The sequence below is a fragment of the Segatella copri genome (assembly GCF_026015295.1).
Lineage (GTDB): Bacteria > Bacteroidota > Bacteroidia > Bacteroidales > Bacteroidaceae > Prevotella > Prevotella copri_C.
This window is the reverse complement of sequence record NZ_JAPDUW010000001.1, coordinates 172,418-198,197: the sequence shown is the minus strand read 5'-3', so window position 1 is coordinate 198,197 and position 25,780 is coordinate 172,418. Positions and strand designations below refer to the sequence as shown.

Below are 25,780 nucleotides of genomic sequence, written 5' to 3'. Positions count from 1 at the left end.
AAACCGGCATGGAATTGGAGTAAGGATAACATGATAAGTTGAAATGTTACATCCATAAAGGATTGTAAATCGGCCATTTCTTCTTATTACCAAATAACCTTACTTCGCATCCATGCCGATAAATTTTCATCAAATTTATCAGGCATAGAATGCCTTGTAAGGATTACTATTTGGTCACTCATCTTTTGGGGCCGATTCCTACTCAATGAGCTATGTTCTAATCCTTAACCGAAAGCATTTCCCGGTGTCCTTCATCGGGAGGAGAATCGCATTCTCCGCGCTTTCATGATGCAAAAGTAATATTAATTTCAGACTTATGCAAATTTTTTGAAGAGAAAAATGCATTTTAATAGCTGATTTGTCGAAAAAAAAAATCTTTTTCTTCCCGTATTACGTATAGTGTAATTGATGTAAATGTATATATATAATATACTTGGTATAGTATAGGAAAGAAAAATTAGTATTTAACTATCTGATATTCAGCATCTTGCATTTTCAAGATTCGCCAAGATAGTCATTCGGGCATATCAGAAAATACATGATTGGCCCTGATGGTACCTATTATTGGCCCTCATGGTACCCTCTGAAAGACTAAATTGCCCTGATAGTCATTGCCCATCCAAATGAGGTGAAAAAATGATGTTCTTCCGTTTACCAACTGAAGCGGCTGCGTCGGGTTAAGGATATGGCTGAACTGGGTTACGCAGACGGCTGGATTCGCTTACTCAGACGGCTGGACTCGCTGATTGAGCCACTTGAGTAATCTGACAAAGCCACTTGAGTAAGCTGATTGAGCCACTTGAGTAAGTTAACTGAGCCACTTGAGTAAGTTAACTGAGCCACTTGAATATTCTGCAGCATACGCTTGCGTGCAAAAGTATACATAATTGAGCCAAATAGAGCACAACTGGTACTTATCGTACCAAAGTGGACAAGTGGGGCACCGCCGATGTTGTATCTTTGTATCAGCATTCGGGAAGAGACCGGTGCACAACATGATTATTCACAATTTTAAAATTTTATGTATTATGGCAATTAATTACAGTTTAGTAAAGCTTGCGTCAAAATTTGGTGACAAAGCAGGAGTTCCTCTTTTCTACGCCCGTGCTCAGATGAAAGACTCCATTTCGCTCAAGAAGTTTGCGAAGTTGATCGCTATGCAGACCACTGTATCCTATGCGGATGTAACAGCCGTTCTGGTCAGTATGCAGGAGAACATGATCATCGAGTTGCAGCGAGGCAACCAGATTGATTTCGGCGAGTTGGGCAAGTTCCGCCTCCAGCTTACCAGTGAGGGTGCGGCAACTGCAGCCGAATTTAAGAGCGACATCAACATCAAGGGTGTGAACATCCAGTTTATCCCGGGCAGCGATCTTGCCAACATCTTCGTAGGTATGGAGTTTGAGCAGGTTGCATCACGTGCCGTACAGAAGGCTGCCCTCAAGGCTGAGAAGGAGGGTGCCAAGACCCTCGACATCGAGGAGGCTAAGAAAAAGCCTGCCAAGGACAATGCTCCTTCTGGCGGCGATACCACGGGTGGCAACACCTCAGGCGAGCAGACCGGCGGAACTGGCAGTACCGGCAATGGTGACACTGGAGACGGATTAGAATAATTAACCTTTTAAAACAGAATAGATTATGACAGAAAAGAACAAGCAGAAATGGAATGAGATTCTCAAGTTTGCAGTAACCGTACTGACAGCTCTCCTCGGGGCGTTGGGCGTTTCGGCAGGTGGACTTTAGAGTGATGCCTATGAGAGACATCGATATGATAGTGGTGCATTGCAGTGGCAGCCGCTGCGATCACCGTTATACGATGAAGATGCTGCGCTACGACCATGTTCATAACAACGGCTGGACTGACATCGGCTACCATTTCTACATCACGCTGGATGGAGTGGTTCATGCCTGTCGCCCGGTAGAGCGTATGGGCTCTCATGCCCTCGGTTACAATGCGCACAGCATAGGCATCTGTTACGAGGGTGGTCTTTCGCCATCGGGCTGCATCAGCGACACCCGCACTCCTGAGCAGAAGGAGTCAATGAAGCATCTGATTCAGGAACTTCACCACCGTTTTCCGGGCATCCGTACCATCCTGGGGCATCGCGATTTGCCTGGCGTTCAGAAAGCCTGTCCGTGTTTTGATGCCACGAAGCTCCAGTACCTCCTGGATGCTTCCTGATTCTCTTCCATTAAGAGGGTTTTTCATGAGCAGAAACCCTCTGAATTTATTTAACAAGTTAGGGCGCATCCCAATCCGATGCGCCCTTTTTCTTTGTCGTCATATTTCTTCCATATTAATTTCAAATTAACTGTTTATAGACAGGGATGCGGATTTTGTCTAATTGTTCTGTTGTCAGAGCCTTGACATCATCGTTAACAGTAAAATACACAGTAGGATATCGGTACTTACCATTAGGCATAAGTACCTTCGTTACCTGCTTGATAATTCCCGCTATTAGGGCTTATTAGGGACTTACCCCCATTAGACAACACACATGCTAGTCAAACCAAAACATGTTTGCATGCAAACATGCAAACATCGTAAACCCTGTCTACGATTTCAATTTTGCTTAGTCTTCTTCCTCTGCCGATTCCTGCTTGATTTCAAGCAGTGTACGTTCATACACCTCCTGCAACTGATAACTAGCCACACCTAACGGAGTGGTAATACCACGCAAAGACCATTCAACAACGGACGAGTCTTTATCCTTGCAAAGGAGAATGCCAATGCTTGGATTGTCTCCTTCTCCTTTAAGCAACTCATCTGCTGCCGAAACATAGAAATTCAGCTTACCGATGAACTCAGGCATAAAATCCACGATTTTCAACTCCACTACCACATAGCATTTCAACCGAGTATGGTAGAATATCATGTCGGGGAAGTACGCCTTTCCGCTTGGCGTATCAAGTTCCATCTGCCGACCTACATACGCAAAGCCCTTACCCAGTTCCAAGAGGAAACGAGTAATATTGGTAGCCAACTTATTCTCCAAATCCATTTCGCTGAACTTGCTCGGTAAAGAGAAGAAATCCAACTTATATGGATCTTTTATAATCTCTGCAGCCAATAGGTTTTGCGGTTGCGACAATGTAACATCAAAGTTGTTCAACGCCTTGCCTGTATGCTCATACAATTGAGACTTAACAACATACTCCAATTCTGTACGGCTCATGTTGTTTTCAACTACCTTATTAAGATAGAACAAGGCTTCGTTTATCGTATCGCATTTGGAAACAATTACCGTTTGGTGTCTCCAAGGCACACCAAGCAGAATCTCCGGAATTGGTGTGTTGGCATTATCCACTTTCTGTAATTGTCCACCAGCCTGGTGGACAAATTCTATTTGACTTGAATAGAACGCAAACCACCGTTTGATATCATACAAGTTGGTCCTGGAAAATCCCTCACTCTGAGGAAATTCCGCACGCAAGTCAAGACTAAGTCTTCCAATAACTTTTGCCCCCCACTTATACTGTTTCTGTTTCTCACAAATGTCCTCGCCCAAACTCCAATAGAATTTGAGCATTTCTGTATTCACTTTGACTGCAGCTTTAAGCTGTGCCGCATGAAAGCGCTTTTTCAAGTCAGACAACCACTTCACATAGTTCTTGTCTGCCATGAATGAGTCGCTGTTCACAAACTGTGGTATATTGTTCTTTTCAGCCATAACACCTAATCTATCTTTAAAAGTCAACTTTCCCGCAAAGTTACGACTTTATTTTCAAACCCGCAAGAGTTTTTTGGGAAAAGTTTTAGAAAAAGTTATCAGATAGTATTGGGATAGCAAAATCTTTACTTTTTTACCTTTTTACTTTTTTACCTTTAAAAATCCCAGAAAACTCTTGCAGATATGAAAATAAAACCGTAACTTTGCGGCATGGATTTTTAATACAGATGATTATGAAGCAGGTAGAAGAAAGATATATCAGCTTTGAAGCCAGCAAGATGGCATATCGCGACATCAAGAATTCCGTAGATACTGCCAAGCGTGAAGGTATAGAAATAGGTAGAGCAGAAGGCAAGCATGAGGCCAACACAGAAACAGCACAACGATTGCTGGCAATGGGACTTTCTGCCGAACAGGTTGCCAAAGCTACCCAGCTACCTTTGGAAATCATTAAGAATCTGAGCAATACATAAAAAATATAATAGCGGAGATGTAGATTACGATTATCACCATATAACCAAGGGTCTATACGCCACCTTTTCTTCGTAGCATATAGCCCCTTGTCGCTTCCCATGAGGCGCAATGTGTACCAAACCTGTTAATTATAAGTAATAAAAACAAAAAATCTATCGTTTTTGTTACTTATGTGAAACAAAAAGAGTATCTTTGCGAAAAGTTTTACTCGTATGAAACAAAAAATATTAGAAAGACTTGGGTATTCCAATCGTATCGAACGCATGTTTGGACGTGGAATGATGATTGCATTGACGGGCCAGAGGCGTGTCGGCAAGAGTTGTGTGATCAGTCAAACCAATATTGATGGCATTAAGCACATTCATCTGCGAGATTTTCTGAAAATGACTACTTTGGTTTGATGCCAGGTAGATTACGAATATCACCATATAATCAAGGGTCTATACGCCACCTTTTCATCGTGGCATATAGACCCTTGTCAACCAAGTTAATTGCAGATTTACTATATTATTCGGGCTTTGTATCAAAGAAACCGATAAACTCATCAAAATCTCGAAGAATGTCATTCAACTTAGGATTACTCTTTTGAACTATAATGGCTATGTAATTGTCAACTTCTTCATCCCTAAGAATAGAAACCTTGACACAAAAACGATCTCGTTTATCGAATTCGTTAAACCATCTGGTAAAAAGGCGAGCTCGCATAGCCTGTCTGCTATCACCCGTTTCACATTGATATAGAAGTATATCTGGATTCGTAAGAAAGAATTCCTCTATAATACATTGTATAGTTGCTTTAACTTTAGAATCGTTAGGAGAATTCTTCTTGTTTTCATTGAGAATGCCGAATTCATACGCTTTTTCATCCTCCCAAATATTATTGTTTTCTACAAATTCTATTCGATACTGAACACCATAATCTGTTAAGAACTTATATGATCCATTATCTATCCAGACCTTATAAGGAGAATGAAAATTGAGGCGAGTTAAGTTAAAGGCATGCATAACAGTCTGCAGCCTCCTCTCGTGCTTTAGCAAAGTCTATTTGAGCCTTTGCTTCCATTTCTTTTTTACGTCTAACCATATCTCGTAATACAGCAATTGCTTCTTCACGAGTTTTAATTTTTAAAGCCATACTTATTCATTTTAAAGTTCTACTTCTTGTTGGTTGCAAAGATAAGCTTTTATTTTGAAAGTGCAAAGAAAACGGGAGAAAAGTTTCGGGAAAATTTGGATTCCCGTATTTTAAAAGATAAAAGATAGCCATTCCATGCCACAAATGAAGGGTCTATACGCCACCTGTTCATCGTGGCATATAGACCCTTGTCCTGTCACATAAGAAACGCAATCTCTTACTTTTTCATAAACTTTTCACTGAAATCTCTTGCGGGTTTGAAAATAAAGTCGTAACTTTGCGGCATGGATTTTTAATACAGATGATTATGAAACAGGTAGAAGAAAGATATATCAGCTTGCTGACCGACTTCGGTTTCAAGCGAATTTTCGGAACAGCAATGAACAAGGATTTGCTCATTTGCTTCCTCAACAGCTTGTTTAATGGCAGACAGGTTGTGAAGGACGTGTCGTATCTGAATCCAGAGCATGTGGGAGATGTATATACCGACCGCAGAGCCATCTTTGATGTATATTGCGAGGGCGAAAACGGCGAGAAGTTCATCGTTGAAATGCAGAATGCCTACCAGACGTATTTCAAGGATCGCGCCCTCTTCTACTCCACCTTCCCTATCCGAGAACAGGCGCCCAAGGGGAATGAGTGGGATTTCAAGCTCAATCATATCTATACCATTGCCCTGCTCAACTTCAGCATGAACGAGGATGCATTCGACAAGGAGAAAATCCGCCATCATGTGCAGTTGTGCGACACAGCTACCCACAAAGTATTTTACGACAAACTCGAATATATCTATGTAGAGATTTCCAAGTTCAACAAATCCCTGGAAGAACTGGATACGCTCTACGAGAAGTGGCTCTATGCACTGAAGAATCTCTATAAACTTACCCAGCGCCCTAAAGAACTGTGCGACAAGGTCTTCGACCGTCTCTTCGAGGAAGCCGAGATAGCCAAGTTTACTCCGCAGGAAATGAGGGAGTACGAGACCAGCAAGATGGCATATCGCGACATCAAGAATTCCGTAGACACTGCTAAGCGTGAAGGTATAGCTGAGGGTAAGGAAATTGGTATGAAGGAAGGTATGGAAAAAGGTATGGAGAAAGGTAGAGAAGAAGGCAGAGCTGAAGGCATGAACCTGCGAAGCCTTGAAATTGCCAGGAAGATGCTGGCAAAGGGTATGGATGAAGCGTCTATCATGGATATGACGGGGCTGACGTCAGAGGAGATAAAGCTGCTGAAAGCAGAGATGTAGATTACGAATATCACCATATAACCAAGGGTCTATACGCCTCCTGTTCATCGTGGCATATAGACCCTTTTTAAGGAAAAGGCAAGAGTGGTGGTAGCCTAGCTAAATTCTACCATTCAATTCATAGAGCGACTGGTATTTGTCGATGATTTCACCTGCTGTAATCGTAGAAGAACTCACCACCTCGTAAGTACCTATTATTGCCGCATGGTCTATACCTGATTTGATATAGCCAGCGCCATCATCTATACCCACACTATGAGGAAATATTGTCCGAACACCCCCACAGGGAGCTACTCCATAGCCCCTCACAAACATGTCGGCTCTTTGCGAAGCTTCACCATTTAGCTTATAGTTGGTAGGCTTATCGGGAAGGTCTATCTTGCCAGCATAATTATTCATAGTTTTCCTAGCACCTTTCTCACCATAGAAATCCCCAACAGCCATACAAGCCACTTTCTCACCTTCCTTCTCCAGTGCTGAGATTACGCTCTGAATTTGCTTATTCAAATCCAATCCAGGAGAAGTATGCACAGCAAAGATACGTAAACGATAATACTCCAAGTACTTGCGATGAGCAAGATTACTGTGCCTCTCATCATACTCTCGGTCACGTTCCTCATCCCCCGATATAACTTTGGGAGGACGGAGATTGTATCTTCCCTTTGGGATGAAAACCTCAAAGTAGGTATTGGCACGTGACTTCTTACCTCTTATGGAAAATGGGATGACCTTATTTGCCATACGCCCATTCATACGATAAGGCAATGGAGCATAATGAATCGTAGCCAAATTGAAAATCAAAGGATAGCTCTCCAGATAACTGCCAGAAGAGAAACTTGGTCCCATTGCCACATAATAGTCAGAAGAACGCAAGCATTGCATTTCCTCCTTGAAGAAATTTTGACTAGTCACCTCTTGCAAAAGATACAAATCTGGTATCTCCTCTTTCAAGATGCTGCGTATCACAACCTCCTTCCTTTTGCACTTTTCGGGTTTTTTCTTAGCAAATTTCTGGATATTATGGCTTACCATAGATATTCTTTTGCGCCATGCTCTAACCATATTTCTTGTTTTTCAGTACATTATCTATCAATCCCAAAGCCTTTCCAGAGTTATTCTTATCCAGTGTCAGCAACAGACCGCACGAAGGACAAGACACTTGCAAACTTACCACCAGTTCTTCTATTCTCACAGGGATAAAGCCCTTGCAAACAGGGCATTCAAACCCACCTAATTTATTGGAATCCAACATAAGCTCTATGATTTTATAAGTTTAAGTTATTTACCATCTGAAGCAAGCGAGCCATGCCTCCAGGCATATCACTCTGTTGCATCGAGATATTTATCTTTGCGGAATAGCCTGTAGCTATACCCTTCTCCTCTTGAAAAGCCTTGGATTGTGGGGCTAGAGAGACGTAAAGTTCATGATTCGTCTTCTCACCATCCGAATCAAAGTTTCTCATTTCCACCAATTGGGCATCCATGGAGAAATCAATCCCCTTCATCTGTAGCATGGGCAGTGGTAGAAGTGACAGCACTGGCAATTTCACTTGATGCTGCTGCTCATCGCCATTAGCATAGGAGAATGAAAGATGCCTAAGACGAGGAACTGCCTGTTTCTCTGCATCATCGCTATCAAAAGCGAGTTCGCACAGATTGTTATAATAGCAACGCAAAGCCGCCATATCAGCCTCGATAGCTGCCTCCAAGGTCGTAGCTATTAACTCTCGCAAAGGCACCAACTGTCGATTATCTTCACTGTTCATCATGACTCATCCTTTTTGGTGTCTGACGTTGTTTCCTTGTTGCTATTCACCGTCACTGTTTCTTTCAAGGCACCAGCTGTCAATGTATAAGTACCTGTCTTGGTCAACATATAAACTACACTATTGCCTGCTAACAGTCCATTTTGAGCATCATTACCTAGTTTGCACGTTATCTTATCTGGCTCATAAATTCCTTCCGGACTCTTGTAGGTGACAATCAACTGAGCATGCTTCTTGTCTTCATTCTCTTGGATGACAAAGTCGTTAGCATTCACAGCTAAAGTACCCTGTGGCTCAGACAGCGTAATACTATTGTTCAATATTTCCAACACCTTAGCCATACCGCCAGGCATACTGTCTTGCCCTGCATGAATACCAATATCCATCGTATACTCCACGCAATACTTGGAGTCTTGTGTAGCACGGGAGTCACGCTTGGAAGAGACAGCCCCCTTCAAGTTGAGATTCACACCAAACAATCCCCAGCCCCATCTTCCGCCACCAGAGAGTTCTGCATTATACTCTGTGTTGGATGTAGTCTCGTCAGAAGAACTAGAGGCAGCGTTGATGTTTGCCTTAAAAGCCACATCAATGTCTTGGATAGCGATGTAAGGGATAGGCACGATGGTGAGCAATGGAATGTTGAGGCGAGTAAGTCTGCCGTTTTGCACAAAAGTGAAAGCGACATTGATAGCCTGGTACTCACCATTATCATCCTTGCTCTGCAAACCGACCTCATGGATAAACCTTGCCGAGGTCTGTGCCGCTTGAGCCTGAGCTTTGATACACGCATCAAGAGGAGCGCCGATAATATTCTCCAAAGGTAATGATTCGAGAGCCGAAGTAGCGACCTGCGAAGGTGCTGTATTGATTGTAGCCATAATTGTAAATATTAGATATTTTCCTTACTCGTTATTCTGTAGGCTTTTCAGGTTCCGCCTTTCAACGTTGATGCCGCAAAGGTATAACATTGTCTTGAAAAGGCAAAACGGGTCATACAAACGGTATGCAATGGCATACGAACAACAAAACTAAGATAATTTGTTTAGGATAATGATGTGTTTTTCAAAGTATTCTCGATAGGTTCTTCCGATGGTTAACTCTGTCTTGCCAACTCGCAAGGTATTGCCACATTTTGACTTGATATGATTGAAATTCACGGCATACGACTTGTGGATGCGAAGAAAGTCATCCCAACCATTAGCTTTTAGTTGGCGCAGAGTAGAAACAAGATTTGCTGTAAGAATGTGTGTGCTTCCATCCATGCAATGGAACTTAGTGTAGCAGCCATCCGCTTCTAGCCAAGCTACATTCTTCAAGACAACACACTCGTCTTCTGCCTTGCCTTTTAGGAAAGCAATAGGACTTGAGCGGTTCTGCTCATAAGCTATGCTAGCTTGTAGCTCTTCCATTATGCTCGTTCTTTCCTCGTCATCTACGGTAAGCGATTTCAATGCTACACTTACAGCCTCAACTAAAACTGATGTTGATAATAATTTTTGTTCCTTCATAATCGTTTGTTATTTGCAGTAGCAAGCTACAAACGATTATACGCCGAATGCGTTACATACAATAAGGGCTGCAAGTCGGCATTACCACCGCTTGCAGCCCCCACTTTGTTCATAAAAGTTGCTGGGCACCTTATACTCCTGCCCAGCTTAGGAGTCTATATGTAAATCTCGTTTTAACTTACTGTAAAGTCACAGACTTGAATTGTCTTCCCAAAAAAATATTTTTCGTATAATCATCAGTAGACTTATAATCCTCCTCGGTAGAGTACCAATTATTTCGATTCTCCATCTGTTTCTGCGATTCAGACAAGACCAAATCAACATTTTCTGTATTCAAGCCAAAAAAGGCTTCGCTATCATCCCCCAAATTCACATTTGTAAGAGCTCCCAATGCAATCTTCTTCAATCCTTTACAACCTTTAAAAACTTGACATCCTAGCACTGACACTTTTGGAGCATATATTTCCTCCAACTTATCACAATTTGCAAATGCCCACATGCTAAATTCTGTAGCATCTGGTAAAGTAATTGACTTCAACTTATTACAATGATTAATAAAATTATCTAAGCCTGTTTGGAAGAAAGTAATACCCTTCAGTGTTAAATTGACACTTCCATCAGTGGTTGTTTTTAGAGCATCTCTAATCGCAGCAGATAGCTCGTTACTATCTATGTTACTATTCAATGTTAATTCGATATCAGTTTTATTTGCAGCCAAAGCATCTGCAATCGTCTTTTTAACAAACTCTACATCGTCTAAAGCCTCGCCACCAGGAATCGCTTCACCAGTTTTCCAATCAGATACTGTAATTTTATCTACAACAAGTTCGTCCTTACCAATCTTTAAAAAGTACTCGTAGCTACTACCAGCTTCTGTACCTGTATGTGGAATGCGCCTAACTTCAAATTCTTGCTCACCTGTGCCATCAGGCTTTGCCACCTTTACTGTCATGAAAAGCAAATAATTATACCTATCCGACACAGGCTTTGTCGGAGTAATAAGCGCATAAAACTTACCATCAGTGTGTTTGTACGCTTTCACACTAACATCTTTTGAATCAGCGGGAACAACTTCACCATCGAAATATCCATTTGTATTAGGATGGATTATTACTTCTGTCAGTTCCAACCCTTCATCCATCGTGTCTCCCCAAACATTAACATCTCTTAGGCCGACAACGATGCGCACCATTTTGCGCTCCATTTCCAAGTTCACGCCATCATTATCGGAACTACGCTTGCGGCTACCACTAAATGTCATATAGTCACCCAAAGCCAAGTTCTCTAAGCTATTGTATGCAGTAGGTAGTGTGAAGTCTGTAAAAGAAGCACCATTAGCATTTGCAGGATAAAAAGCCTTAAAATTCATCTCGTTACTATTCCAAACTAAGTGCAGACCTTTTTCTTTTGGACTCCAACTGGTACCATCATAAGAATAAATAACGGCATCTTGGTTATCTGCAACAACAGAAATGGCATCGCCTTCATTAAACTTTGCTTGCTCAACTTCACTACCCAATGGATTGGAGCGAGAAATAAAGCCACCTGTAGCTTCATTACTTCCCACTTGGGCTGTAATGTGAACAGCATCCGAATCTTTAAGATAGCTATTTGACAAGCCATCATCTTGGCTACACGCAACAACAGATAGAGAAGCTGCAGCCACCAATATGTATTTATTTATAATTTTCATACTTCTAGTCATTAAAAGGTTTCTATATCCGACTTGTTGTCCACTTCTTCATTATTTTCGTTTTTGTGTTTTGTATTCCAAGCCTTAGATGTAACTTCTACAAGATTAGCCTGATCTTTTCCTGCCGTCAGTTGCAATGTGTATTGAGTGCCTTCTTTCAATTTAACAGCAGCATCACTGTACCAACGATAAGTTTTGCCTAAAACATTAAATTCAACACCAAAGTTTCCTGCCTCAACAGTCTGTGGAGCTAAAATCACCTCATAACAAACTTTCGCTTTTGGGGAATCATCCGTAGGCTTGGTGTAACCCGCAAGATATGGTATAATTGGCTCTGCAGAAGCGTCATCACTAACATACGAATGTCCATCTGACCAATTTACTTTTCTCTTAGTTCCTACAATCTGCATGTCTTTGACAGGATTTTGCTCCTCTTCATATTGACTACCCAAAGTCAACTCTAGTGAGAGTTTTGACATTTGATGTTCCAATTTTAACTCAATAGCCTTAACCTCCATATTTTTATCTTTGTTTAAGGCATACAAATGGTCACTTGCCTTGACACTGGCATCTAAGCTTTGGTCTGCCAGAACCTCTAATTCTATAGATTTAATCTGGTTTCCGCTTTCATCCAGTTCGTATCCAGGAAATGTAGTAGAATAGAGATCGCAAGTTATATTATATCCTGCTCGAAGTAATTGAACCGTTTCAGTCTTGTTTTCAGCATTATAAGCAACCCATTGGCCATTTTCCAGTTTCATGACAACATCATACCAATATTTTTTTTGCTCTTTAAGCCCTTGTCTTATCTTAAGATAGAATTGGTTAGGTACGCTATTAGCATCATATCCTGCACGTGTTTTCATACCTGCTACAGATGCATTAATCTGCAACGGAGTATCTTTCAATGTATCTATAGCAGGTGTCAATTCTCCTTCACTTGAGCAGCTAACGAATCCAAGAGCCATTGCTGCTGCCACTAATATTTTATTTATCTTCATGACTTTATAATTTTAAATATTATACAAATCTTTTAATCTGTTTGCGCTTCACCACCATTGATGTTTTCTCCTTCGCCCCAATCAGCGATGCTTACATTGCCAAGAGTAATCTCGTCACGACCTACAATGAGATTTACTACCGTATATTTGCCACCCTCCAGTTTGATATCAGTAGGATGAGTGTAGACATATTGCTTGCCATTTATATTAACAGCAATCTTGGTAATGCCTGATTGTGGTATCATGATAGACTCATATTTTTCATTTTCCTTGATTACAGGGATACTGATGTCGGTGCGAGCAGCATCTGTAGCTACAGTTACAGTCTTGGTCAAGAGATTGACAGAGGCATCAGATGCGGCATTCTTAACAACAAGGCTCTCTACGGTAGGCTTACCACCAAACTGATTGCGATATTGTATATTGACTATCACCTTCGACATCACATGAGTAAACGCTAATGGCACCGTTTGCTGTTCATCTGCATTATAGGATATGCCATCTTTGTTGACTGCCACCAAAAGGTCGCTATCCTCCTGTTTCGTAACATCAAGCTTATATTCGCCAGCTGTAAAATCGGATATTGCTGCTGTAGGATACACACCGATGAAATAATGTTTGTCACGGTTGTTCTTCCACAGCATCTGCGGAGTTGATACCCATGAGCCGTTAGTCAACTTATTGATGGCGTTGTTCACTACACGCTCGCTTGTCTCAGGAGCTACAGTTGGGGCACCTATCCAGGCATACACACTGATTTCATCACCCTCTTCAAAGGTTTGACCGCCATTCGCATCTGTGGCAACACGTGTCATATTGCCGATACTGGTAGAAACGGTGATGTACTTGGAGGTCTCGCCTCCGATACCATTCTCGTTGTCTGAACAGCTGCCCAATGTCAAAGCCATTGCCATCAGGGCAATGAGATAAGTCTTCTTTTTCATTGTCTTTTACTATTTTATGTTTATATTCTTGTTTTGATTCTTGCTTAAATGATAGGGTTGCTTAATCTTCAGGATTCAGGATTTCACCACGATAAATCCATCCCTCAGTCCAATCATCTATCTTCGTGCTCGTAAGATACATATAAGGTTTCATCTCCTCGTATTCCAAGTTTATCTGATACTTGCCTCCAGACTTCATGATGGGTGCTTCGATGTCGTAGTTGCTAACTACTCCCCCAGGAGAAATCAGTTGGATAAACAACTTGGTGGTATGAAAACCGTTGGCTGTCGGCATCAAGCGTAATGTTTCCGTTTTTAAAGTTTCGCCAGGCACTGCGATTCTCAAAGGTATATCACACTCTTCCTTGGTATAGCTTGCTGTCCCGAATGTTCCATCCTCATTCTTTTGCAGGGGAAGGAGTCCGGTTGCCACATTCAGAACCTTACCTATCATTGCAAAATTGTCAGGAACTCCTTCAATGAAGATGGTCAATTCTGCAAGTATATGGCGCATTTCATTTTTGGTTATGTAGTTGACATTTGATTTGTCTATACCGATGTCCGTGACACCATAATAGGCATGGTCGGGAGAGGCACTTGGATTGGACAATCCAAACATGAGTTGGTTTATATTGAGGGTTGCCCTTGTAGCCTCACCGATAAAAAACGGTTCTATAAGGTTGGTGGCAGCTAGAATCTGATAATGCCCAACTGGAAGAGCGAAGCGTTGGCTTGCTACCTCCTGCGTGCTTCCATCATGTTTTTCCTCAACTAAGGAACCGTCATCGGCATTGAATATCCAGAGCTTCACATCCTTCACTTCCGTACCTTGGTCGGCTTCATCTGCCCAAGTGAGCGATACAGACAAGCCACCTTCATCCTCACCATCATGAACATCATGGTCGCAACTTGCCAACAGGCATGGGACGCATAGCAGCACCCATAACCCAATATTAAATATTCTTTTTGCTTTCATTCTCTATCTTGTTTTATGGGTTACTTATTATTGTCTATAGTCTCTACTCGGCGAGCCTTATCCGCATCTTGGGTGTCATCGCTACCATTTCCTATTGCAGTAATGCGATTAGCCTCTATGCCATTCTTCGCAAGCCAGGTTTTTACGGCTTCTGCACGCTGGCGAGATATACGTTTATTGACAGCCACGCTGCCTTTCGTGTCACACCAACCTGTTACCGTCACCTTCATGTTCGGATTCTCTTTCAATGTTTTGAGAATAGCATTCAATTTAGTCTCTTCATTTTGCTGGATGTCGATACTATTGAAGGTGAAATATATGACAGGGAAAGTCACCTTTGCAGATTCTTTTATGTTTTGTTCAACAACTTTTGTTTCTGCCTTATCCACAGTTTTTTTCAGATTGACCTCCTCCGAAGAAGTTGGTTCCTGTTGTAGAACCTCCTGTTGTGGAACTGATGGAGTTTCTGCTACCTTGTTCTTCTTTTTAGAGAGGTTAATCCCTAATCTTACTCCACTTTCCCAAACAAAGTTGTTCTTATGCAGATGTTCTGGCATTCCGTCCATACGTTCGCCAGTAAGACGAGTCAAACCGGAATAGATGCCCAATTTCAGGCATGAGGTCAGTTGGTAACCTACCTGCAAGTCTGCACCATAACCCAAATGCCAGTTGGTAGAACCTTTCATCACCTTAGCGTCATCGGCTATAGTACGGATATCAGCCTTGGTCGTTACTGCATATATATGAGGTGAAACAGCCAAATCCCATCGGCTGTCAGCTGTTTGATGGAACAGTCCAAGGAGATGAACGTTCACTCTTGCCCCATATCTGCCCATCCTGACATGGCTTTTCAGATTGGCATATTCCCAACAGTCCATGCCCAGGACACCTGCGTTGTAAAGCATACCGTCGCTACCCAACCAATAGTTACGTTCTACGCAGCAGTCTTGTGCCGACAATTTCATTTCTCCATATTTAGCAGATAACTCTGCCGAGAAGATGGAGTTGAAACGATAGCCCCCATATAAGCCAGCAGCCCAACCGAGGTGCGTCTTGTCGTGTCCGAAGCTAGAGAAGGTAGAGAAGCCGAAAGGCATTCCACCCTCTACTCCTATATACCAGCCTTGCTGACCGGTCTTTCCATCTTCTTTTACTTCTGCTTTCGCGAAAGAAAATGGAAGAATAAAAGCAAGTGCTGCGACCAGTAATCTTTCTTTTCCAATTAAGTAATTTCTCATATTGATCTTTTTTTTATAGAAAATAACGCCTAAGAAAGCAAAAAATAGCAGAATGATGCTTTTATTTTGAGTTTCAAGTGGTTGTGGCAGCCGTTGGCTTTAAGTGGCACAGACAAGGAAATACGGAAAACGCAGATTGATGAAATAGAAACGCTTTCAAATCATTACCTCGCAGAAACGCCCTAATAAGCATTTTTAACGGTGACGGTTCATATTTCCCCATTCTGCGTAAGTTTTGGTTTTGTCATGCAGCTCTCACAGTTTAATTTTGCACCGAACAAAAAAGTAAGAATTATGAGATGCACTTTCAAGACAGTCTTCTATATAAATGGAAGCAAGGAGAGAAACGGAATTGTCCCTATCATGGGACGAGTGACAATCAACGGAACTATCGCACAGTTCAGTTGCAAGCAGAGCGTGACCAAGGCTATCTGGGATGCCAAGGGCAACAGAGCCATTGGCAAGAGCAAGGAAGCCAAGGAGGTGAACTTTGCGCTTGACAACATCAAGGCTCAAATCGCCAAGCATTACCAACGCCTTTCCGACCGTGAGGCGTTCGTTACAGCTGAGATGGTGAGAAATGCCTACCAAGGCATAGGCACAGAGTACGAGACCTTGCTCAGAGCCTTTGACAAGGAGAACGCAGCCTTTGCCAAGCGTGTAGGCAAGGACAGAGCCAAGAACACCTACCGCAAGTATCTGACGGTAAGAAAGTATGTTGCCGAGTTCATCAAGTATCAGTACAAGCGCAGCGATATGTCCATGAATGAGCTTACAGAGGAGTTCATTCGTGACTATTGTCTGTACTTGAAGAATGTTGTAGGACTTGCGCAGTCCTCTATTTGGATTTACTCCATACCACTGAAACATATCGTAACGGCAGCTCACTACAACGGCAAGATACCAAGAAATCCGTTTGCCATGTACCACGTTGACCCAGATCACAAGGAACGTGAGTTCTTGACCTTGGACGAGCTTACCGCCATGACAGAGATGAAGTTGGAAGACCCGAATATGGCATTTGCGAGAGACCTCTTTCTCTTTGGTTGTTGGACAGGTATCTCTTTCATCGACATCAAGAACTTGACGGAAGATAACATCAGCATGATAAACGGTGCTCCTTGGATTGTGTCCAAGCGTCAGAAGACTGGTGTACCTTTTCAAATCAAGTTGATGGATATTCCCATGCAGATTATTGAGAGATACAAGTCTTTCAGAAAAGGAAGCCACGTATTCAATATCGGCAATCTTAGCAACATCAACAAGCGCATCAAGAAAGTTGCTGCAATGTGTGGCATCAAGAAGCGGGTTTCATTTCACGTGTCTCGCCACTCTTGGGCTGTTTTAGCCTTGGAATATGGTATGCCGATAGAGAGCGTGAGCAAGATTCTTGGCCATACAAACATCACCACGACGCAGATATACGCCAAGGTGACAAGCAACAAACTTGACCATGACATAGCAGTCTTTGAAAGTCGAATCAAGGGGCACTTGCCTGTTATGGGAGGAATGGTATGAAAAGGACTGTAATCACCGTGGACGGAAATGGAATACTTTCCATTCCGTCCAACTTGGAGAACTTGTGGATGAGTGAGGGAGAATTGGTCAATATGCTTCATGTTACCGCCCCAAAACTCAACTCTGTGATACAAGTCATATATAAAGAAGGCATGTTGTCTATGTCGGAAGTCCAACAAAGACAAGAAACTTCCAAGGGTATTTGGCAAACATTGTATGGATTCCCTATGGTTGTTGCCATTTGCTTCCGTCTCACCTCTAATGGGGCTATGCAACTTCGTAATGCCATCTTCAAGAGGCTGTACGGAGCAAAAGAGAAAGCAGCCATTGTCCTACAACTCTACGGAGGGACAAATGCCATTAGCTGAGATTGGTTGTATCTTTGACGCTTCTATTATTCACTGTCGTATTGACTTGCCTACGTACTGATTCACTGTCGTATCAAGCATTTCTGTGAAGAACGAAGAACTGCTGATGTCAAACGTTTTACAGTTTTATCGTATGACATATAAAACGTATGACATGCAGGAATACATTTTTGTTCATCCCGAGGAAAGGTTTGCAAGGAAGCCTCTCTTCGGGATTTTTCGTTTTATCTTATCCCGAAAGGCTACATCAAGCACATTGATTTCCAATCTTTTAACATTGTCGGTGCAAACTTCTCCATTCTGCGCAAGTTTGTGTTTTGCGTTTTGATTTTCCGCCCTTACCTTTGCAACTTTAATTTATCAACTCACAAAGGTTAGATTATGAGCAAGACAAACGACAACAATCAGCTTGTAGGCGTGGCAAATGCAAAGCCACAGGCTGCACCTCCGACAAACGAGGTGTTCATCCGTGTTGGCACAACCTTGTACAAGGTGGTTGACCAACCTACCATCAATGGAGGAAAGGTAAGAAAGCGCATCCCATGGAACATGGAGACCTTGCGTCAGGACTACGGCAAGGAGTTCATCAAGTACGTTCACAAGTATGACGGCTTCTGTACTGTTCCCGAACATGTGAACCACCGCACGGTGATAGACGGTTTCCTCAACCTATACGAGCCGATAGGACATAAGCCGATGCAAGGGGGCTTCCCAAATATCAAGAAGTTGGTTAGTCACATCTTCGGTGAGCAATATGAGCTTGGCATGGACTACCTGCAACTTCTTTATCTCAGACCAGTGCAGAAGCTGCCTATTCTATTGCTTGTATCAGAGGAAAGAAACACAGGCAAGACCACGTTCTTGAACTTTCTGAAGGCATTGTTCCAGGACAACGTGACATTCAACACCAACGAGGACTTCCGCAGTCAGTTCAACTCCGATTGGGCTGGCAAACTGCTCATAGTCGTGGACGAGGTATTGCTCAGCCGCAGGGAGGATTCCGAGCGGTTGAAGAACCTCAGCACCACACTCTCGTACAAGGTGGAAGCCAAGGGCAAGGACAGGAACGAGATTTCCTTCTTTGCCAAGTTCGTGCTGTGCTCCAACAACGAATCACTCCCTGTCATCATTGACGAGGGCGAGACCCGATATTGGGTGAGGAAGATTTTATCGTTGCAATCTGACGATACCGACTTCTTGGAGAAACTGAAGGCGGAGATACCCGCTTTTCTGTTCCATCTGCAAGGCAGAACGCTGTCCACAGAGCGGAAGAGCCGTATGTGGTTCGCCCCCGAACAGATAGCGACCGATGCTCTGAGGAGAATCATACGCTGCAACCGCAACCGACTTGAGGTGGAAATGTCGGAGCTGTTCCTTGAGGTCATGGAGAACACCCAAACCGACAGTTTGCAATTCTGCCTCAATGATGCAATCGCCTTGTTGCAATGCAACCACGTGAAAGCGGAGAAGCACCTTGTGCGAAAGATAGTGCAGGACTGTTGGAAGCTGCAACCTTCAGAGAACGCCCTCACCTACACCTCATACGAGTACAACTACAACAGCAGCGGTCACTACTCGCCAACAAAACGTGTGGGCAGGTTCTACACTGTAACGAGGGACAAGCTAAATAGCATATAATTTTGTTGAATTGTTGAATATGACGAAAGAAGTGTTGGATATCAAGTATTTAAGGCTCAACATTTTCTCAACAAATCTCTCAACAAAAGAAAGAGACTGTTGAAAAGAGAAAACATGACCGCTAATGCCTGTCTTTCTCTTTTGCCCAGTGATTTTGTTGAAAAGAACCATTTGTTGAGAGTTTGTTGAGAAGATAAGCCTTTGGTTATCATACCAATACATACTATTTTCAACAATTCATCAGAAATACATACACCACTTAATCCACAGTAAGACATGAATATTCAAGAAGCAAAGCAAATCAAGATTGCAGATTATCTGCTAAGTTTGGGACACCACCCTGTCAAACAGCAGGGTGCAAACCTTTGGTACAAGTCACCGCTGAGAAACGAGAGCGAGCCATCTTTCAAGGTGAACACCACGATGAACAGTTGGTTCGATTTCGGAATGGGCAAGGGCGGCAACATCATCACCCTTGCGTCATACCTTTACGCATCAGACAACTTGCCATATCTCTTGGACAAGATGGAGAAGCAAGCGCCCCATGTACGCCCGACCGACTTTTCTTTCCCTCAGCAAGCTTCCGAGCCGAGTTTTGAGAGATTGGAGGTTAGGGAGCTCAACCACCCTGCACTCCTGCGCTATCTGAGCGAGCGGAATATTGACCTGTGCATAGCCCGAAAGGAATGTGTGGAACTCCACTTCTCGCATAATGGCAAGAACTACTTCGCCATCGGCTTCAAGAACAAGTCGGGCGGTTACGAGGTTCGTAACCGATTCTTCAAGGGTTGCATGTCCCCCAAGGACATCACACATATCCGACAGCAAGGCGAGCCAAGATACTCTTGCTATGTTTTCGAGGGCATGATGGACTATCTTTCCTTTCTCTCGTTACGCATGGAGAAGTTTCCGTCTTGTCCGTCATTGGAAGCGCAGGACTACGTGATACTCAACTCCACAAGCAATGTGGACAAGGCTGTTGACGCACTCCACGGCTACGAGCGCATCAGTTGTCTGCTCGACAACGACGAGGCAGGGCGGAAGGCAACGCTTGCCATCGAGAACGCCCTCAGCTACCGTGTGAGGGATGCATCCCACTTGTACAGCGAGTACAACGACTTGAACGACTATCTGTGCGGAGTGAAATCCAAACAGTCGGTACACCAAGTACAGCCTGTTAAGCGGACTGCTCCACCTCGGAAGAAAGGCGCAGCCTTAGGTATGTAGGCGGTTCCTGCTCCAATGGCTATTCTGAACGGAAAAGCCATAGCTCAATAGGGCGTTTTCTTGACGCAGTGGCACGCCACCGCTAAAAACACCCATTTGAGCAAAGGGGCATCCCCTTTTGAAACCCCGTGAGCCATGCGCAGGGCGCAATGCGGCAAGCGGATTTGTACAACTCAAAAACAAGTTTATTATGGGACATTTCAGTTTGGATTTCAAGAAGGCAAAGGGCAGCTCTGACGCAAGGGAGTCAGACCACATAGAGCGCAAGGTGATACCCGACAACGCTGACCCTACGAGAACTCACCTCAACCGTGAGCTTGTCAAGATGCCGAGCGGTGTGTATGGTCGTGACGAAGCCATCGCCCACCGCATCAAGACGGCAGGCATCAAGCGCAAGATAACCAATGACCAGGTGAGGGTGATTAGAACCGTGCTGTCTGGAACGCACGAGGACATGATGAACATCGCAGCCAATGGTCAGCTTGACGATTGGTGCAACGACAGTTTGAAGTGGTTGCAGGACACGTTCGGCAAGGAAAATGTCGTGTCGGTGGTTCTCCACATGGACGAGCACACGCCGCACCTTCACGCCTCCATTGTTCCGATAGTGACAGGCGAACGGAGAAAGGCGAAGAACAAGACAACGGAAGAGGGCAAGCGGACATACCGCAAGAAAGCCAATGCCGTGAGGTTGTGTGCCGATGATGTGCTCAACCGTGACAAGATGGTTGGCTATCACGACAGCTATGCTGAAGCCATGGGCAAGTATGGCTTGAAGCGAGGTGTCCGTGGGTCGGATGCGAGGCATACCTCCACGGCACAGTATTACCGTAACATCAAGCGAGAGACGGAGAGACTTCAAAACTGCATGAAACTGCTGCAATCCGATGTGGAGGAAGCAGAGCGACTGCTCAAACAGACCAAGAGCGAAATCAACACGGAGAAACTACAGGCTGCTAAGACGGAAGCCAAGACTGCCTTTGTGTCGAAGATTTGTTCTCTTTTAGGTAGTGGAAAATTGAAGGAGGTGGAGCAGCACAACCAAAAGTTGTGCGAGCTTGTGACAGACAGAGAGCAATACATTGACGAACTCCATGGGAAAATGCAGCGAATGGAGGACAGCCACACCCAACAACTCGGCGAGATGCAACAGAAACACCAAGCAGAGGTCGTTGATTTGAAAAGCAAGCACTCCACGGAGGTAACGATGCTCAACAACATCATCCGCAAAGCCAAGCGTTGGTTCCCGATGTTGGAGGCATACTTGCAAATAGAAAGTTTGTGCAAGAGGATAGGCTTCACGGCTGAACAAATTAGTGTGCTCCTTGCTGGAAAGGCACTCAACTTTAGCGGTTCACTCTATTCCGAGAAGCACAGAAGAAAGTTCAATGTGGAGAATGCAGAAATCAAGGTGTTCTCTGATTCTACCAAACCGAACCAATTGTTTCTGTGTATCAATAGACAGCCTATTGTTGAATGGTTCAAGGAGCAATGGAATATCTCAAAAGATAGAAGAACCTTAAATCCGAAGATAAATAAAGAAGAAAAAATCTAAAGACCTGAGCAACAAAAAGTTGCTCAGGATTTGGATATGTCAGAAAAATCACGCTATCTTTGTAGCGTCAAAATTTAAAAAGATATTTCTAGGCAAACAAAGATATATTGTTAAAAAGGATAAATAATTTTAATTTTTCAACACTTAAAATATTTTTTTTGTAAATTTGCTAAAAAATATAGAATCTTGTAGATTTAAAGATGGTTGCTACAAGTGCAAGAATTGAATGACGAAACCATTTGGAAAGGAAAATGTATATGAAGATAAAACATTTGTTATTTTTTATTCCTGTAACTTTTTTGGTCGCATGTGAAGGGACTGATTTAATCGAGCCAGACAATGTGTCGAAAGAACAGATTTCCACTCAAATAATTTATAACCCGACAAAATATTCAAAACAAAAAGGTGATGTCTTTGTCAAAAGCAGTTTGCCAACAACAATGGCAAAGCAAATACCTAATGCCTGCGTAACATCAATTATGGAGTATGCAAACAATAAAGTTTTTGGTGGAACAGTAAATGAGGGAGCGTATATTCTATATTATACACAGACATATAATTCAAATCCTTTGATTGATGGTGTTTCTTTGGATTATATCGAGCCTTTTGTAACACATTTCTTTAAAACTCAAACATTTACAAATTATAAGTCTGCAATAGATGCCAAGCATCCCGTCATGACTGATGTAAATAGCCAAATAGAAAGCTCTGCCCATAATGTGTTATGTGTAGGATATAACTCCAATACGGGTGCTGCTATTTATATGGACCCTGAGCTTGCTTGTATGTACTCAGTTAATGCTGGGTATTTTTTACAAGATTATAATATAGTATTAACAGGTATAAAGTAATTAAATAAATATGAAGTTGATTTTTAAATATTTTTTTATTTCTCTATTGTTCCTAAATGGGCAATTAGTTCATGCACAATCATTTAAAATCGACAGCTTAAAAGGTAAAAAATGGGAGTTGCAATTGCCAAAAGGAAAGTCTTATACTTCGAGTCTTATATTCAAAGATACGACATACACAACTAGTTTCTCCTTTAATGGACAGACTCATACTATAGAGAAGCCATACTTAATACAGCAGGAAAACGTAGAAACATTTTATGTTATTTTTCCATCAGAAGGAAAGGGTACAAAAACTTTCTCTGTTAAGTTTAAAGTTTTAGAATTTACCGACAAGTTGCTAAAATTGCAAAATACAACAACAAATGTTGTAAATACGTATTTCGCAAAATAAACAACTAGTAGATTGTAAAGTCTAAAAGTTTAGTAAGGCACGTGTGATATTTCATCAATCATCAGTATGTGACGAACGACGTTTTACTCAACTTTTAGACTTTACAGACCACTAGTAAGACAGTGCTTTTTGCAACATATTTCTCTGTTTGATATTTTTTGTTTAATAAAATTCTTAGATTCATTATTTTTTTGTATTTTTGCAGCCGAAAAGAGTTGTTAGGCAGCAAACGTATGCAGATTGCAGAATTTAGAACTGTTGCTAAATCATTACCTCTGTTGAGGTGAAAAACTCATAAATAGTTCATTTTTAGCTATTCGGCTGATTTTAGCGTAATTTTATTAGAAAATATACTGTCTTTTTCCAAAGAGCAACATACTTTTTTCTTAGTTAAAACTTTCTTCATATCTATTATGTTTTGATTATAATTTACAACATTTTAAATCCTTCATGATACAGATTGTAAAAATCTTGGTGCAAAGTTAAGGCTTTTATATGAAAGTGGGGGGGGTAATATTTGTTTTTTCAGGTATGAATTTTTGGTTTTTGGTGTCTCATTCGTGAGCAATGCGACACCTTGTTAGTATTCTTTAACGTTTTCAGACTCTATTCAAGCCCAGAATCTGTGTAAATCTTTAGCCGGTGTCCGTTGGTTCAAGGCGTGTGGAGCCTGCATGCGAAAGTTCTGTACAAAAGAAAAATCCCCCATCCCGCTTGAGGAAGCAGGATGGAGGATAGTTTCTTATTTCTTCTTGAGCCCCTTGTATGCAAGGAAAGCTACAATAACTACGGCAAGAGCCAAGATGATGTAACCGAGCTCATGACTATACTTTAATGCCTGCTGATATATACATTATTATATGAATACGCTTACAAAAGTACAATAATAATTTCAGAATAGACATAATAAATACTCATACATTTAACGGAAGAACCGCTTTATACCCCATCTTCTTCCTCTTCTTCCTCTTCAGCAGAAGCGTTGGTATCCAACTTCTCATCCTTTGATATAGAGATACTACCCATTCGGGAAATCTTAAGTACCAGAGGTACATATTCATCACTGGTAACATCAGGCGACCCAACACTTGCTGCGAAGTAAAGATAATCACCTTCTGCTTTCACATACACAATACCGAGCAAAGCACCCATATCCTGTGTATGTTTGTCAATATAGGATGTGAAATCTTTCTTTGTGAAAGTACGGCTAAAGAATTCAGAACCATCGCTTCTCAATACCTTAACCGAAATTCTGTTATCATAATACTTGGTGTTTTCGTCCAACTGGAGAACCGGAAGTTCCTTGTCAGAACTACGCTTCACCACCACTTTATAATGGGAACCAACCCAGTCAGCCTCCCTGGTCTGCTCATAATCACTCATTTTCTGAGTAGCTTTGTTCACAACCTTAGCCACCGGTTTAGGAGCAATAATGATATTACTCTTCTTCTTTTCTGTACAAGCCGTCAAGCTAGAAATAGCCAAAAGACCTATTAATATATAATCAATTCGTTTCATTCCGTTATTTTTTCTTACTGCAAAAGTACATTTTTCTTTTGAAATAGCCAAAGAAAAGAACCGAAATCTACATTCTTACACAAAATCAGATACAAAAAAGGCGTCTACTTTCACAAGCAGGCGCCCTACATACCTAAATACTAACTAATAAATTTCCTATTGAATCTTACACGATATAATAAAAGTTCAGTTTATGAATTCTAATCGTAACTTTGACGTAAAGAAAATGAAAAGGTTTAATCAAGATATAAAAAAAAGTGCTTTTTCTGCTTTTTTTTTCATTTCTTAGCAAAAGAACATCAAAAAAAACGATTTTGTTTTGTTTTTCGAACAATTTGCCGTACCTTTGCAGCATAATAAAGACATTTAGTATGAAAAAGAGGTTAATATTTATCATTTCTGTATTTTTTGCCTTCGTTTCATGTTCGCATCAGCAAACAGAAAAGAAGGAGCAAGTCATCGACACAATACCTGTGATGGTGATGCAGATACAGAAATGCAATCGCTTATATACTGCAGAAGCTCATGTCCATAAGATTATAACACATGATGACCAGCTCAATCTGAAGGGCTCACTGTTCAAGAAAGACTTCAATATTCATGTTCCCGGCTCAAACCGCAAGGTGGCCATTCCGATGGATGCGACATTAAAAGCTTATGTAGACTTTTCAGGATTCTCTGCTAAGAACGTTAACCGACAAGGTGACAAGATAGAAATCATCTTACCAGACCCAAAAGTGATGCTCACCAGCAGTAAAATCAATCATGAAGGTGTAAGACAATTCGTTTCACTCACCAGAAGAAACTACAGTGATGCAGAACTGTCACTATTCGAACAACAAGGCAGGGAAAGTATTATTCGCGATATACCGAACCTAGATATTCTTGAGCAGGCACGCCAAAGTGCAGCAAACACCCTGATTCCGATGCTACAGGACATGGGATTTGCAGAAGAGAATATCAAAATCAGTTTCAGGAAGAAATTCACTTTCAACGATCTGAAGACTCTTCTGGATAAGACAACTATCGAAAAGAATCACTAAGCGAGGAGAA

General features: G+C 42.1%; 28 protein-coding genes and 1 pseudogene. 14 read left to right on the top strand and 15 right to left on the bottom strand.

The genetic code is table 11. From position 1 onward, the window contains the following. Nucleotides 1–1,028: 1,028 nt before the first annotated feature. From ONT18_RS00745 to ONT18_RS00735, 3 genes are read left to right on the top strand one after another with little or no spacing between them, the layout of a single operon-like run. Nucleotides 1,029–1,613, top strand: coding sequence for an HU family DNA-binding protein (locus ONT18_RS00745; RefSeq protein ID WP_181992730.1), 585 nt, complete (start codon nt 1,029–1,031; stop codon nt 1,611–1,613). A 25-nt stretch (nt 1,614–1,638) separates the two neighbouring features. After that, on the top strand, nt 1,639–1,743 hold the full coding sequence (locus tag ONT18_RS00740; protein WP_022120813.1) for a smalltalk protein: 105 nt from the start codon (nt 1,639–1,641) through the stop codon (nt 1,741–1,743). 10 nt (nt 1,744–1,753) lie between these two features. After that, entirely contained in the window at nt 1,754–2,182 is a 429-nt protein-coding gene (locus ONT18_RS00735) for an N-acetylmuramoyl-L-alanine amidase (protein ID WP_234564288.1), read from the top strand. Nucleotides 2,183–2,573: 391 nt separating this feature from the next. On the opposite strand, the gene ONT18_RS00730 is transcribed toward ONT18_RS00735, so the two are convergent. Next, a complete protein-coding gene (locus ONT18_RS00730; protein ID WP_264903583.1) occupies nt 2,574–3,671 on the bottom strand; it encodes a PDDEXK nuclease domain-containing protein in 1,098 nt (365 codons plus the stop codon). Between the two features lie 233 nt (nt 3,672–3,904). Between ONT18_RS00730 and ONT18_RS00725 the strand changes: the two genes are divergently transcribed. Together ONT18_RS00725 and ONT18_RS00720 are read left to right on the top strand one after the other, a co-directional pair. Further along, nucleotides 3,905–4,144: a hypothetical protein gene (locus tag ONT18_RS00725; protein WP_264903582.1), complete on the top strand. Its 240-nt coding sequence runs from the start codon at nt 3,905–3,907 to the stop codon at nt 4,142–4,144. Between the two features lie 213 nt (nt 4,145–4,357). Beyond that, complete coding sequence (locus ONT18_RS00720; RefSeq protein ID WP_119229956.1) at nt 4,358–4,546, top strand: hypothetical protein; 189 nt, start codon at nt 4,358–4,360, stop codon at nt 4,544–4,546. 106 nt (nt 4,547–4,652) lie between these two features. On the opposite strand, the gene ONT18_RS00715 is transcribed toward ONT18_RS00720, so the two are convergent. Together ONT18_RS00715 and ONT18_RS00710 are read right to left on the bottom strand one after the other, a co-directional pair. After that, nucleotides 4,653–5,150 (bottom strand): DUF6169 family protein, encoded by a 498-nt coding sequence (locus tag ONT18_RS00715; protein ID WP_118117046.1) that lies wholly within the window; start codon nt 5,148–5,150, stop codon nt 4,653–4,655. Continuing rightward, complete coding sequence (locus ONT18_RS00710; protein WP_153082491.1) at nt 5,137–5,280, bottom strand: hypothetical protein; 144 nt, start codon at nt 5,278–5,280, stop codon at nt 5,137–5,139. Before ONT18_RS00710 ends, ONT18_RS00715 begins: the two co-directional genes overlap by 14 nt. 301 nt (nt 5,281–5,581) lie before the next feature. Between ONT18_RS00710 and ONT18_RS00705 the strand changes: the two genes are divergently transcribed. Continuing rightward, nucleotides 5,582–6,529 carry an Rpn family recombination-promoting nuclease/putative transposase gene (locus ONT18_RS00705; RefSeq protein ID WP_264903581.1) on the top strand — a complete coding sequence of 316 codons (948 nt, stop codon included), beginning with the start codon at nt 5,582–5,584 and terminating at the stop codon, nt 6,527–6,529. A 99-nt stretch (nt 6,530–6,628) separates the two neighbouring features. Here the strand turns inward: ONT18_RS00705 and ONT18_RS00700 are convergent, their stop codons facing one another. The 10 genes from ONT18_RS00700 to ONT18_RS00655 all read right to left on the bottom strand — a co-directional run bounded on the left by ONT18_RS00700 (nt 6,629) and on the right by ONT18_RS00655 (nt 15,658). Then, complete coding sequence (locus tag ONT18_RS00700) at nt 6,629–7,495, bottom strand: hypothetical protein (protein ID WP_151202093.1); 867 nt, start codon at nt 7,493–7,495, stop codon at nt 6,629–6,631. Nucleotides 7,496–7,583: 88 nt separating this feature from the next. Next, nucleotides 7,584–7,781, bottom strand: coding sequence for a hypothetical protein (locus ONT18_RS00695; RefSeq protein ID WP_151202092.1), 198 nt, complete (start codon nt 7,779–7,781; stop codon nt 7,584–7,586). Nucleotides 7,782–7,794: 13 nt separating this feature from the next. Next, nucleotides 7,795–8,298, bottom strand: coding sequence for a DUF2589 domain-containing protein (locus ONT18_RS00690; protein WP_264903580.1), 504 nt, complete (start codon nt 8,296–8,298; stop codon nt 7,795–7,797). Next, nucleotides 8,295–9,176 (bottom strand): DUF2589 domain-containing protein, encoded by an 882-nt coding sequence (locus ONT18_RS00685; protein ID WP_264903579.1) that lies wholly within the window; start codon nt 9,174–9,176, stop codon nt 8,295–8,297. The genes ONT18_RS00690 and ONT18_RS00685 overlap by 4 nt, the downstream gene beginning before the upstream one ends. A 150-nt stretch (nt 9,177–9,326) precedes the next feature. Next, nucleotides 9,327–9,806 carry a LytTR family transcriptional regulator DNA-binding domain-containing protein gene (locus tag ONT18_RS00680; protein ID WP_264903578.1) on the bottom strand — a complete coding sequence of 160 codons (480 nt, stop codon included), beginning with the start codon at nt 9,804–9,806 and terminating at the stop codon, nt 9,327–9,329. A gap of 178 nt (nt 9,807–9,984) precedes the next feature. Then, nucleotides 9,985–11,499 (bottom strand): fimbrillin family protein, encoded by a 1,515-nt coding sequence (locus tag ONT18_RS00675; RefSeq protein WP_264903577.1) that lies wholly within the window; start codon nt 11,497–11,499, stop codon nt 9,985–9,987. A gap of 11 nt (nt 11,500–11,510) precedes the next feature. Next, on the bottom strand, nt 11,511–12,500 hold the full coding sequence (locus tag ONT18_RS00670) for a fimbrillin family protein (protein WP_264903576.1): 990 nt from the start codon (nt 12,498–12,500) through the stop codon (nt 11,511–11,513). A 32-nt stretch (nt 12,501–12,532) separates the two neighbouring features. Continuing rightward, complete coding sequence (locus ONT18_RS00665; protein WP_264903575.1) at nt 12,533–13,444, bottom strand: fimbrillin family protein; 912 nt, start codon at nt 13,442–13,444, stop codon at nt 12,533–12,535. Nucleotides 13,445–13,505: 61 nt separating this feature from the next. Beyond that, nucleotides 13,506–14,420, bottom strand: a complete 915-nt coding sequence (locus ONT18_RS00660; RefSeq protein WP_264903574.1) for a FimB/Mfa2 family fimbrial subunit — start codon at nt 14,418–14,420, stop codon at nt 13,506–13,508. Nucleotides 14,421–14,440: 20 nt separating this feature from the next. After that, entirely contained in the window at nt 14,441–15,658 is a 1,218-nt protein-coding gene (locus ONT18_RS00655) for an OmpA family protein (RefSeq protein WP_264903573.1), read from the bottom strand. Between the two features lie 294 nt (nt 15,659–15,952). On the opposite strand from ONT18_RS00655, the gene ONT18_RS00650 reads away from it, so the two are divergent. The 7 genes from ONT18_RS00650 (at nt 15,953) to ONT18_RS00620 (ending at nt 23,209) form a co-directional block, all read left to right on the top strand. Next, entirely contained in the window at nt 15,953–17,176 is a 1,224-nt protein-coding gene (locus ONT18_RS00650; protein WP_089544308.1) for a site-specific integrase, read from the top strand. Next, on the top strand, nt 17,173–17,544 hold the full coding sequence (locus tag ONT18_RS00645; RefSeq protein ID WP_089544307.1) for a hypothetical protein: 372 nt from the start codon (nt 17,173–17,175) through the stop codon (nt 17,542–17,544). The genes ONT18_RS00650 and ONT18_RS00645 overlap by 4 nt, the downstream gene beginning before the upstream one ends. Before the next feature lie 381 nt (nt 17,545–17,925). Next, entirely contained in the window at nt 17,926–19,182 is a 1,257-nt protein-coding gene (locus ONT18_RS00640; RefSeq protein WP_022121237.1) for a primase-helicase family protein, read from the top strand. A gap of 276 nt (nt 19,183–19,458) precedes the next feature. Beyond that, a complete protein-coding gene (locus tag ONT18_RS00635) occupies nt 19,459–20,409 on the top strand; it encodes a toprim domain-containing protein (RefSeq protein ID WP_089544305.1) in 951 nt (316 codons plus the stop codon). A 190-nt stretch (nt 20,410–20,599) separates the two neighbouring features. Continuing rightward, on the top strand, nt 20,600–21,964 hold the full coding sequence (gene mobV, locus ONT18_RS00630; protein WP_089544304.1) for a MobV family relaxase: 1,365 nt from the start codon (nt 20,600–20,602) through the stop codon (nt 21,962–21,964). A gap of 257 nt (nt 21,965–22,221) precedes the next feature. Beyond that, nucleotides 22,222–22,815 (top strand): C39 family peptidase, encoded by a 594-nt coding sequence (locus ONT18_RS00625; RefSeq protein ID WP_022328649.1) that lies wholly within the window; start codon nt 22,222–22,224, stop codon nt 22,813–22,815. A 10-nt stretch (nt 22,816–22,825) separates the two neighbouring features. Continuing rightward, the gene (locus ONT18_RS00620; RefSeq protein ID WP_089544302.1) at nt 22,826–23,209 is read left to right on the top strand and encodes a hypothetical protein; all 384 of its coding nucleotides are present in this window, start codon (nt 22,826–22,828) and stop codon (nt 23,207–23,209) included. Between the two features lie 742 nt (nt 23,210–23,951). On the opposite strand, the pseudogene ONT18_RS17375 reads toward ONT18_RS00620, so the two are convergent. Next, nucleotides 23,952–24,059, bottom strand: a pseudogene (locus tag ONT18_RS17375) (DedA family protein); the annotation flags it as partial. Nucleotides 24,060–24,148: 89 nt separating this feature from the next. After that, nucleotides 24,149–24,727 carry a DUF4738 domain-containing protein gene (locus tag ONT18_RS00615; protein WP_218435440.1) on the bottom strand — a complete coding sequence of 193 codons (579 nt, stop codon included), beginning with the start codon at nt 24,725–24,727 and terminating at the stop codon, nt 24,149–24,151. A 371-nt stretch (nt 24,728–25,098) separates the two neighbouring features. Between ONT18_RS00615 and ONT18_RS00610 the strand changes: the two genes are divergently transcribed. Beyond that, entirely contained in the window at nt 25,099–25,770 is a 672-nt protein-coding gene (locus tag ONT18_RS00610) for a DUF4230 domain-containing protein (protein ID WP_264903572.1), read from the top strand. Nucleotides 25,771–25,780 lie beyond the last annotated feature (10 nt).

What these genes read in the sequence shown, in the direction of transcription:
- ONT18_RS00680 (WP_264903578.1), bottom strand. Translation starts at nt 9,806, where the DNA reads ATGAAGGAACAAAAATTATTATCAACATCAGTTTTAGTTGAGGCTGTA.
- ONT18_RS00650 (WP_089544308.1), top strand. Translation starts at nt 15,953, where the DNA reads ATGAGATGCACTTTCAAGACAGTCTTCTATATAAATGGAAGCAAGGAG.
- ONT18_RS00730 (WP_264903583.1), bottom strand. Translation starts at nt 3,671, where the DNA reads ATGGCTGAAAAGAACAATATACCACAGTTTGTGAACAGCGACTCATTC.
- ONT18_RS00625 (WP_022328649.1), top strand. Translation starts at nt 22,222, where the DNA reads ATGAAGATAAAACATTTGTTATTTTTTATTCCTGTAACTTTTTTGGTC.
- ONT18_RS00695 (WP_151202092.1), bottom strand. Translation starts at nt 7,781, where the DNA reads ATGTTGGATTCCAATAAATTAGGTGGGTTTGAATGCCCTGTTTGCAAG.
- ONT18_RS00685 (WP_264903579.1), bottom strand. Translation starts at nt 9,176, where the DNA reads ATGGCTACAATCAATACAGCACCTTCGCAGGTCGCTACTTCGGCTCTC.
- ONT18_RS00740 (WP_022120813.1), top strand. Translation starts at nt 1,639, where the DNA reads ATGACAGAAAAGAACAAGCAGAAATGGAATGAGATTCTCAAGTTTGCA.
- ONT18_RS00720 (WP_119229956.1), top strand. Translation starts at nt 4,358, where the DNA reads ATGAAACAAAAAATATTAGAAAGACTTGGGTATTCCAATCGTATCGAA.
- ONT18_RS00665 (WP_264903575.1), bottom strand. Translation starts at nt 13,444, where the DNA reads ATGAAAAAGAAGACTTATCTCATTGCCCTGATGGCAATGGCTTTGACA.
- ONT18_RS00675 (WP_264903577.1), bottom strand. Translation starts at nt 11,499, where the DNA reads ATGAAAATTATAAATAAATACATATTGGTGGCTGCAGCTTCTCTATCT.
- ONT18_RS00640 (WP_022121237.1), top strand. Translation starts at nt 17,926, where the DNA reads ATGAGCAAGACAAACGACAACAATCAGCTTGTAGGCGTGGCAAATGCA.
- ONT18_RS00670 (WP_264903576.1), bottom strand. Translation starts at nt 12,500, where the DNA reads ATGAAGATAAATAAAATATTAGTGGCAGCAGCAATGGCTCTTGGATTC.
- ONT18_RS00745 (WP_181992730.1), top strand. Translation starts at nt 1,029, where the DNA reads ATGGCAATTAATTACAGTTTAGTAAAGCTTGCGTCAAAATTTGGTGAC.
- ONT18_RS00645 (WP_089544307.1), top strand. Translation starts at nt 17,173, where the DNA reads ATGAAAAGGACTGTAATCACCGTGGACGGAAATGGAATACTTTCCATT.
- ONT18_RS00620 (WP_089544302.1), top strand. Translation starts at nt 22,826, where the DNA reads ATGAAGTTGATTTTTAAATATTTTTTTATTTCTCTATTGTTCCTAAAT.
- ONT18_RS00710 (WP_153082491.1), bottom strand. Translation starts at nt 5,280, where the DNA reads ATGGCTTTAAAAATTAAAACTCGTGAAGAAGCAATTGCTGTATTACGA.
- ONT18_RS00690 (WP_264903580.1), bottom strand. Translation starts at nt 8,298, where the DNA reads ATGATGAACAGTGAAGATAATCGACAGTTGGTGCCTTTGCGAGAGTTA.
- ONT18_RS00660 (WP_264903574.1), bottom strand. Translation starts at nt 14,420, where the DNA reads ATGAAAGCAAAAAGAATATTTAATATTGGGTTATGGGTGCTGCTATGC.
- ONT18_RS00635 (WP_089544305.1), top strand. Translation starts at nt 19,459, where the DNA reads ATGAATATTCAAGAAGCAAAGCAAATCAAGATTGCAGATTATCTGCTA.
- ONT18_RS00655 (WP_264903573.1), bottom strand. Translation starts at nt 15,658, where the DNA reads ATGAGAAATTACTTAATTGGAAAAGAAAGATTACTGGTCGCAGCACTT.
- ONT18_RS00705 (WP_264903581.1), top strand. Translation starts at nt 5,582, where the DNA reads ATGATTATGAAACAGGTAGAAGAAAGATATATCAGCTTGCTGACCGAC.
- ONT18_RS00735 (WP_234564288.1), top strand. Translation starts at nt 1,754, where the DNA reads ATGAGAGACATCGATATGATAGTGGTGCATTGCAGTGGCAGCCGCTGC.
- ONT18_RS00610 (WP_264903572.1), top strand. Translation starts at nt 25,099, where the DNA reads ATGAAAAAGAGGTTAATATTTATCATTTCTGTATTTTTTGCCTTCGTT.
- ONT18_RS00715 (WP_118117046.1), bottom strand. Translation starts at nt 5,150, where the DNA reads ATGCATGCCTTTAACTTAACTCGCCTCAATTTTCATTCTCCTTATAAG.
- mobV (WP_089544304.1), top strand. Translation starts at nt 20,600, where the DNA reads ATGGGACATTTCAGTTTGGATTTCAAGAAGGCAAAGGGCAGCTCTGAC.
- ONT18_RS00615 (WP_218435440.1), bottom strand. Translation starts at nt 24,727, where the DNA reads ATGAAACGAATTGATTATATATTAATAGGTCTTTTGGCTATTTCTAGC.
- ONT18_RS00725 (WP_264903582.1), top strand. Translation starts at nt 3,905, where the DNA reads ATGAAGCAGGTAGAAGAAAGATATATCAGCTTTGAAGCCAGCAAGATG.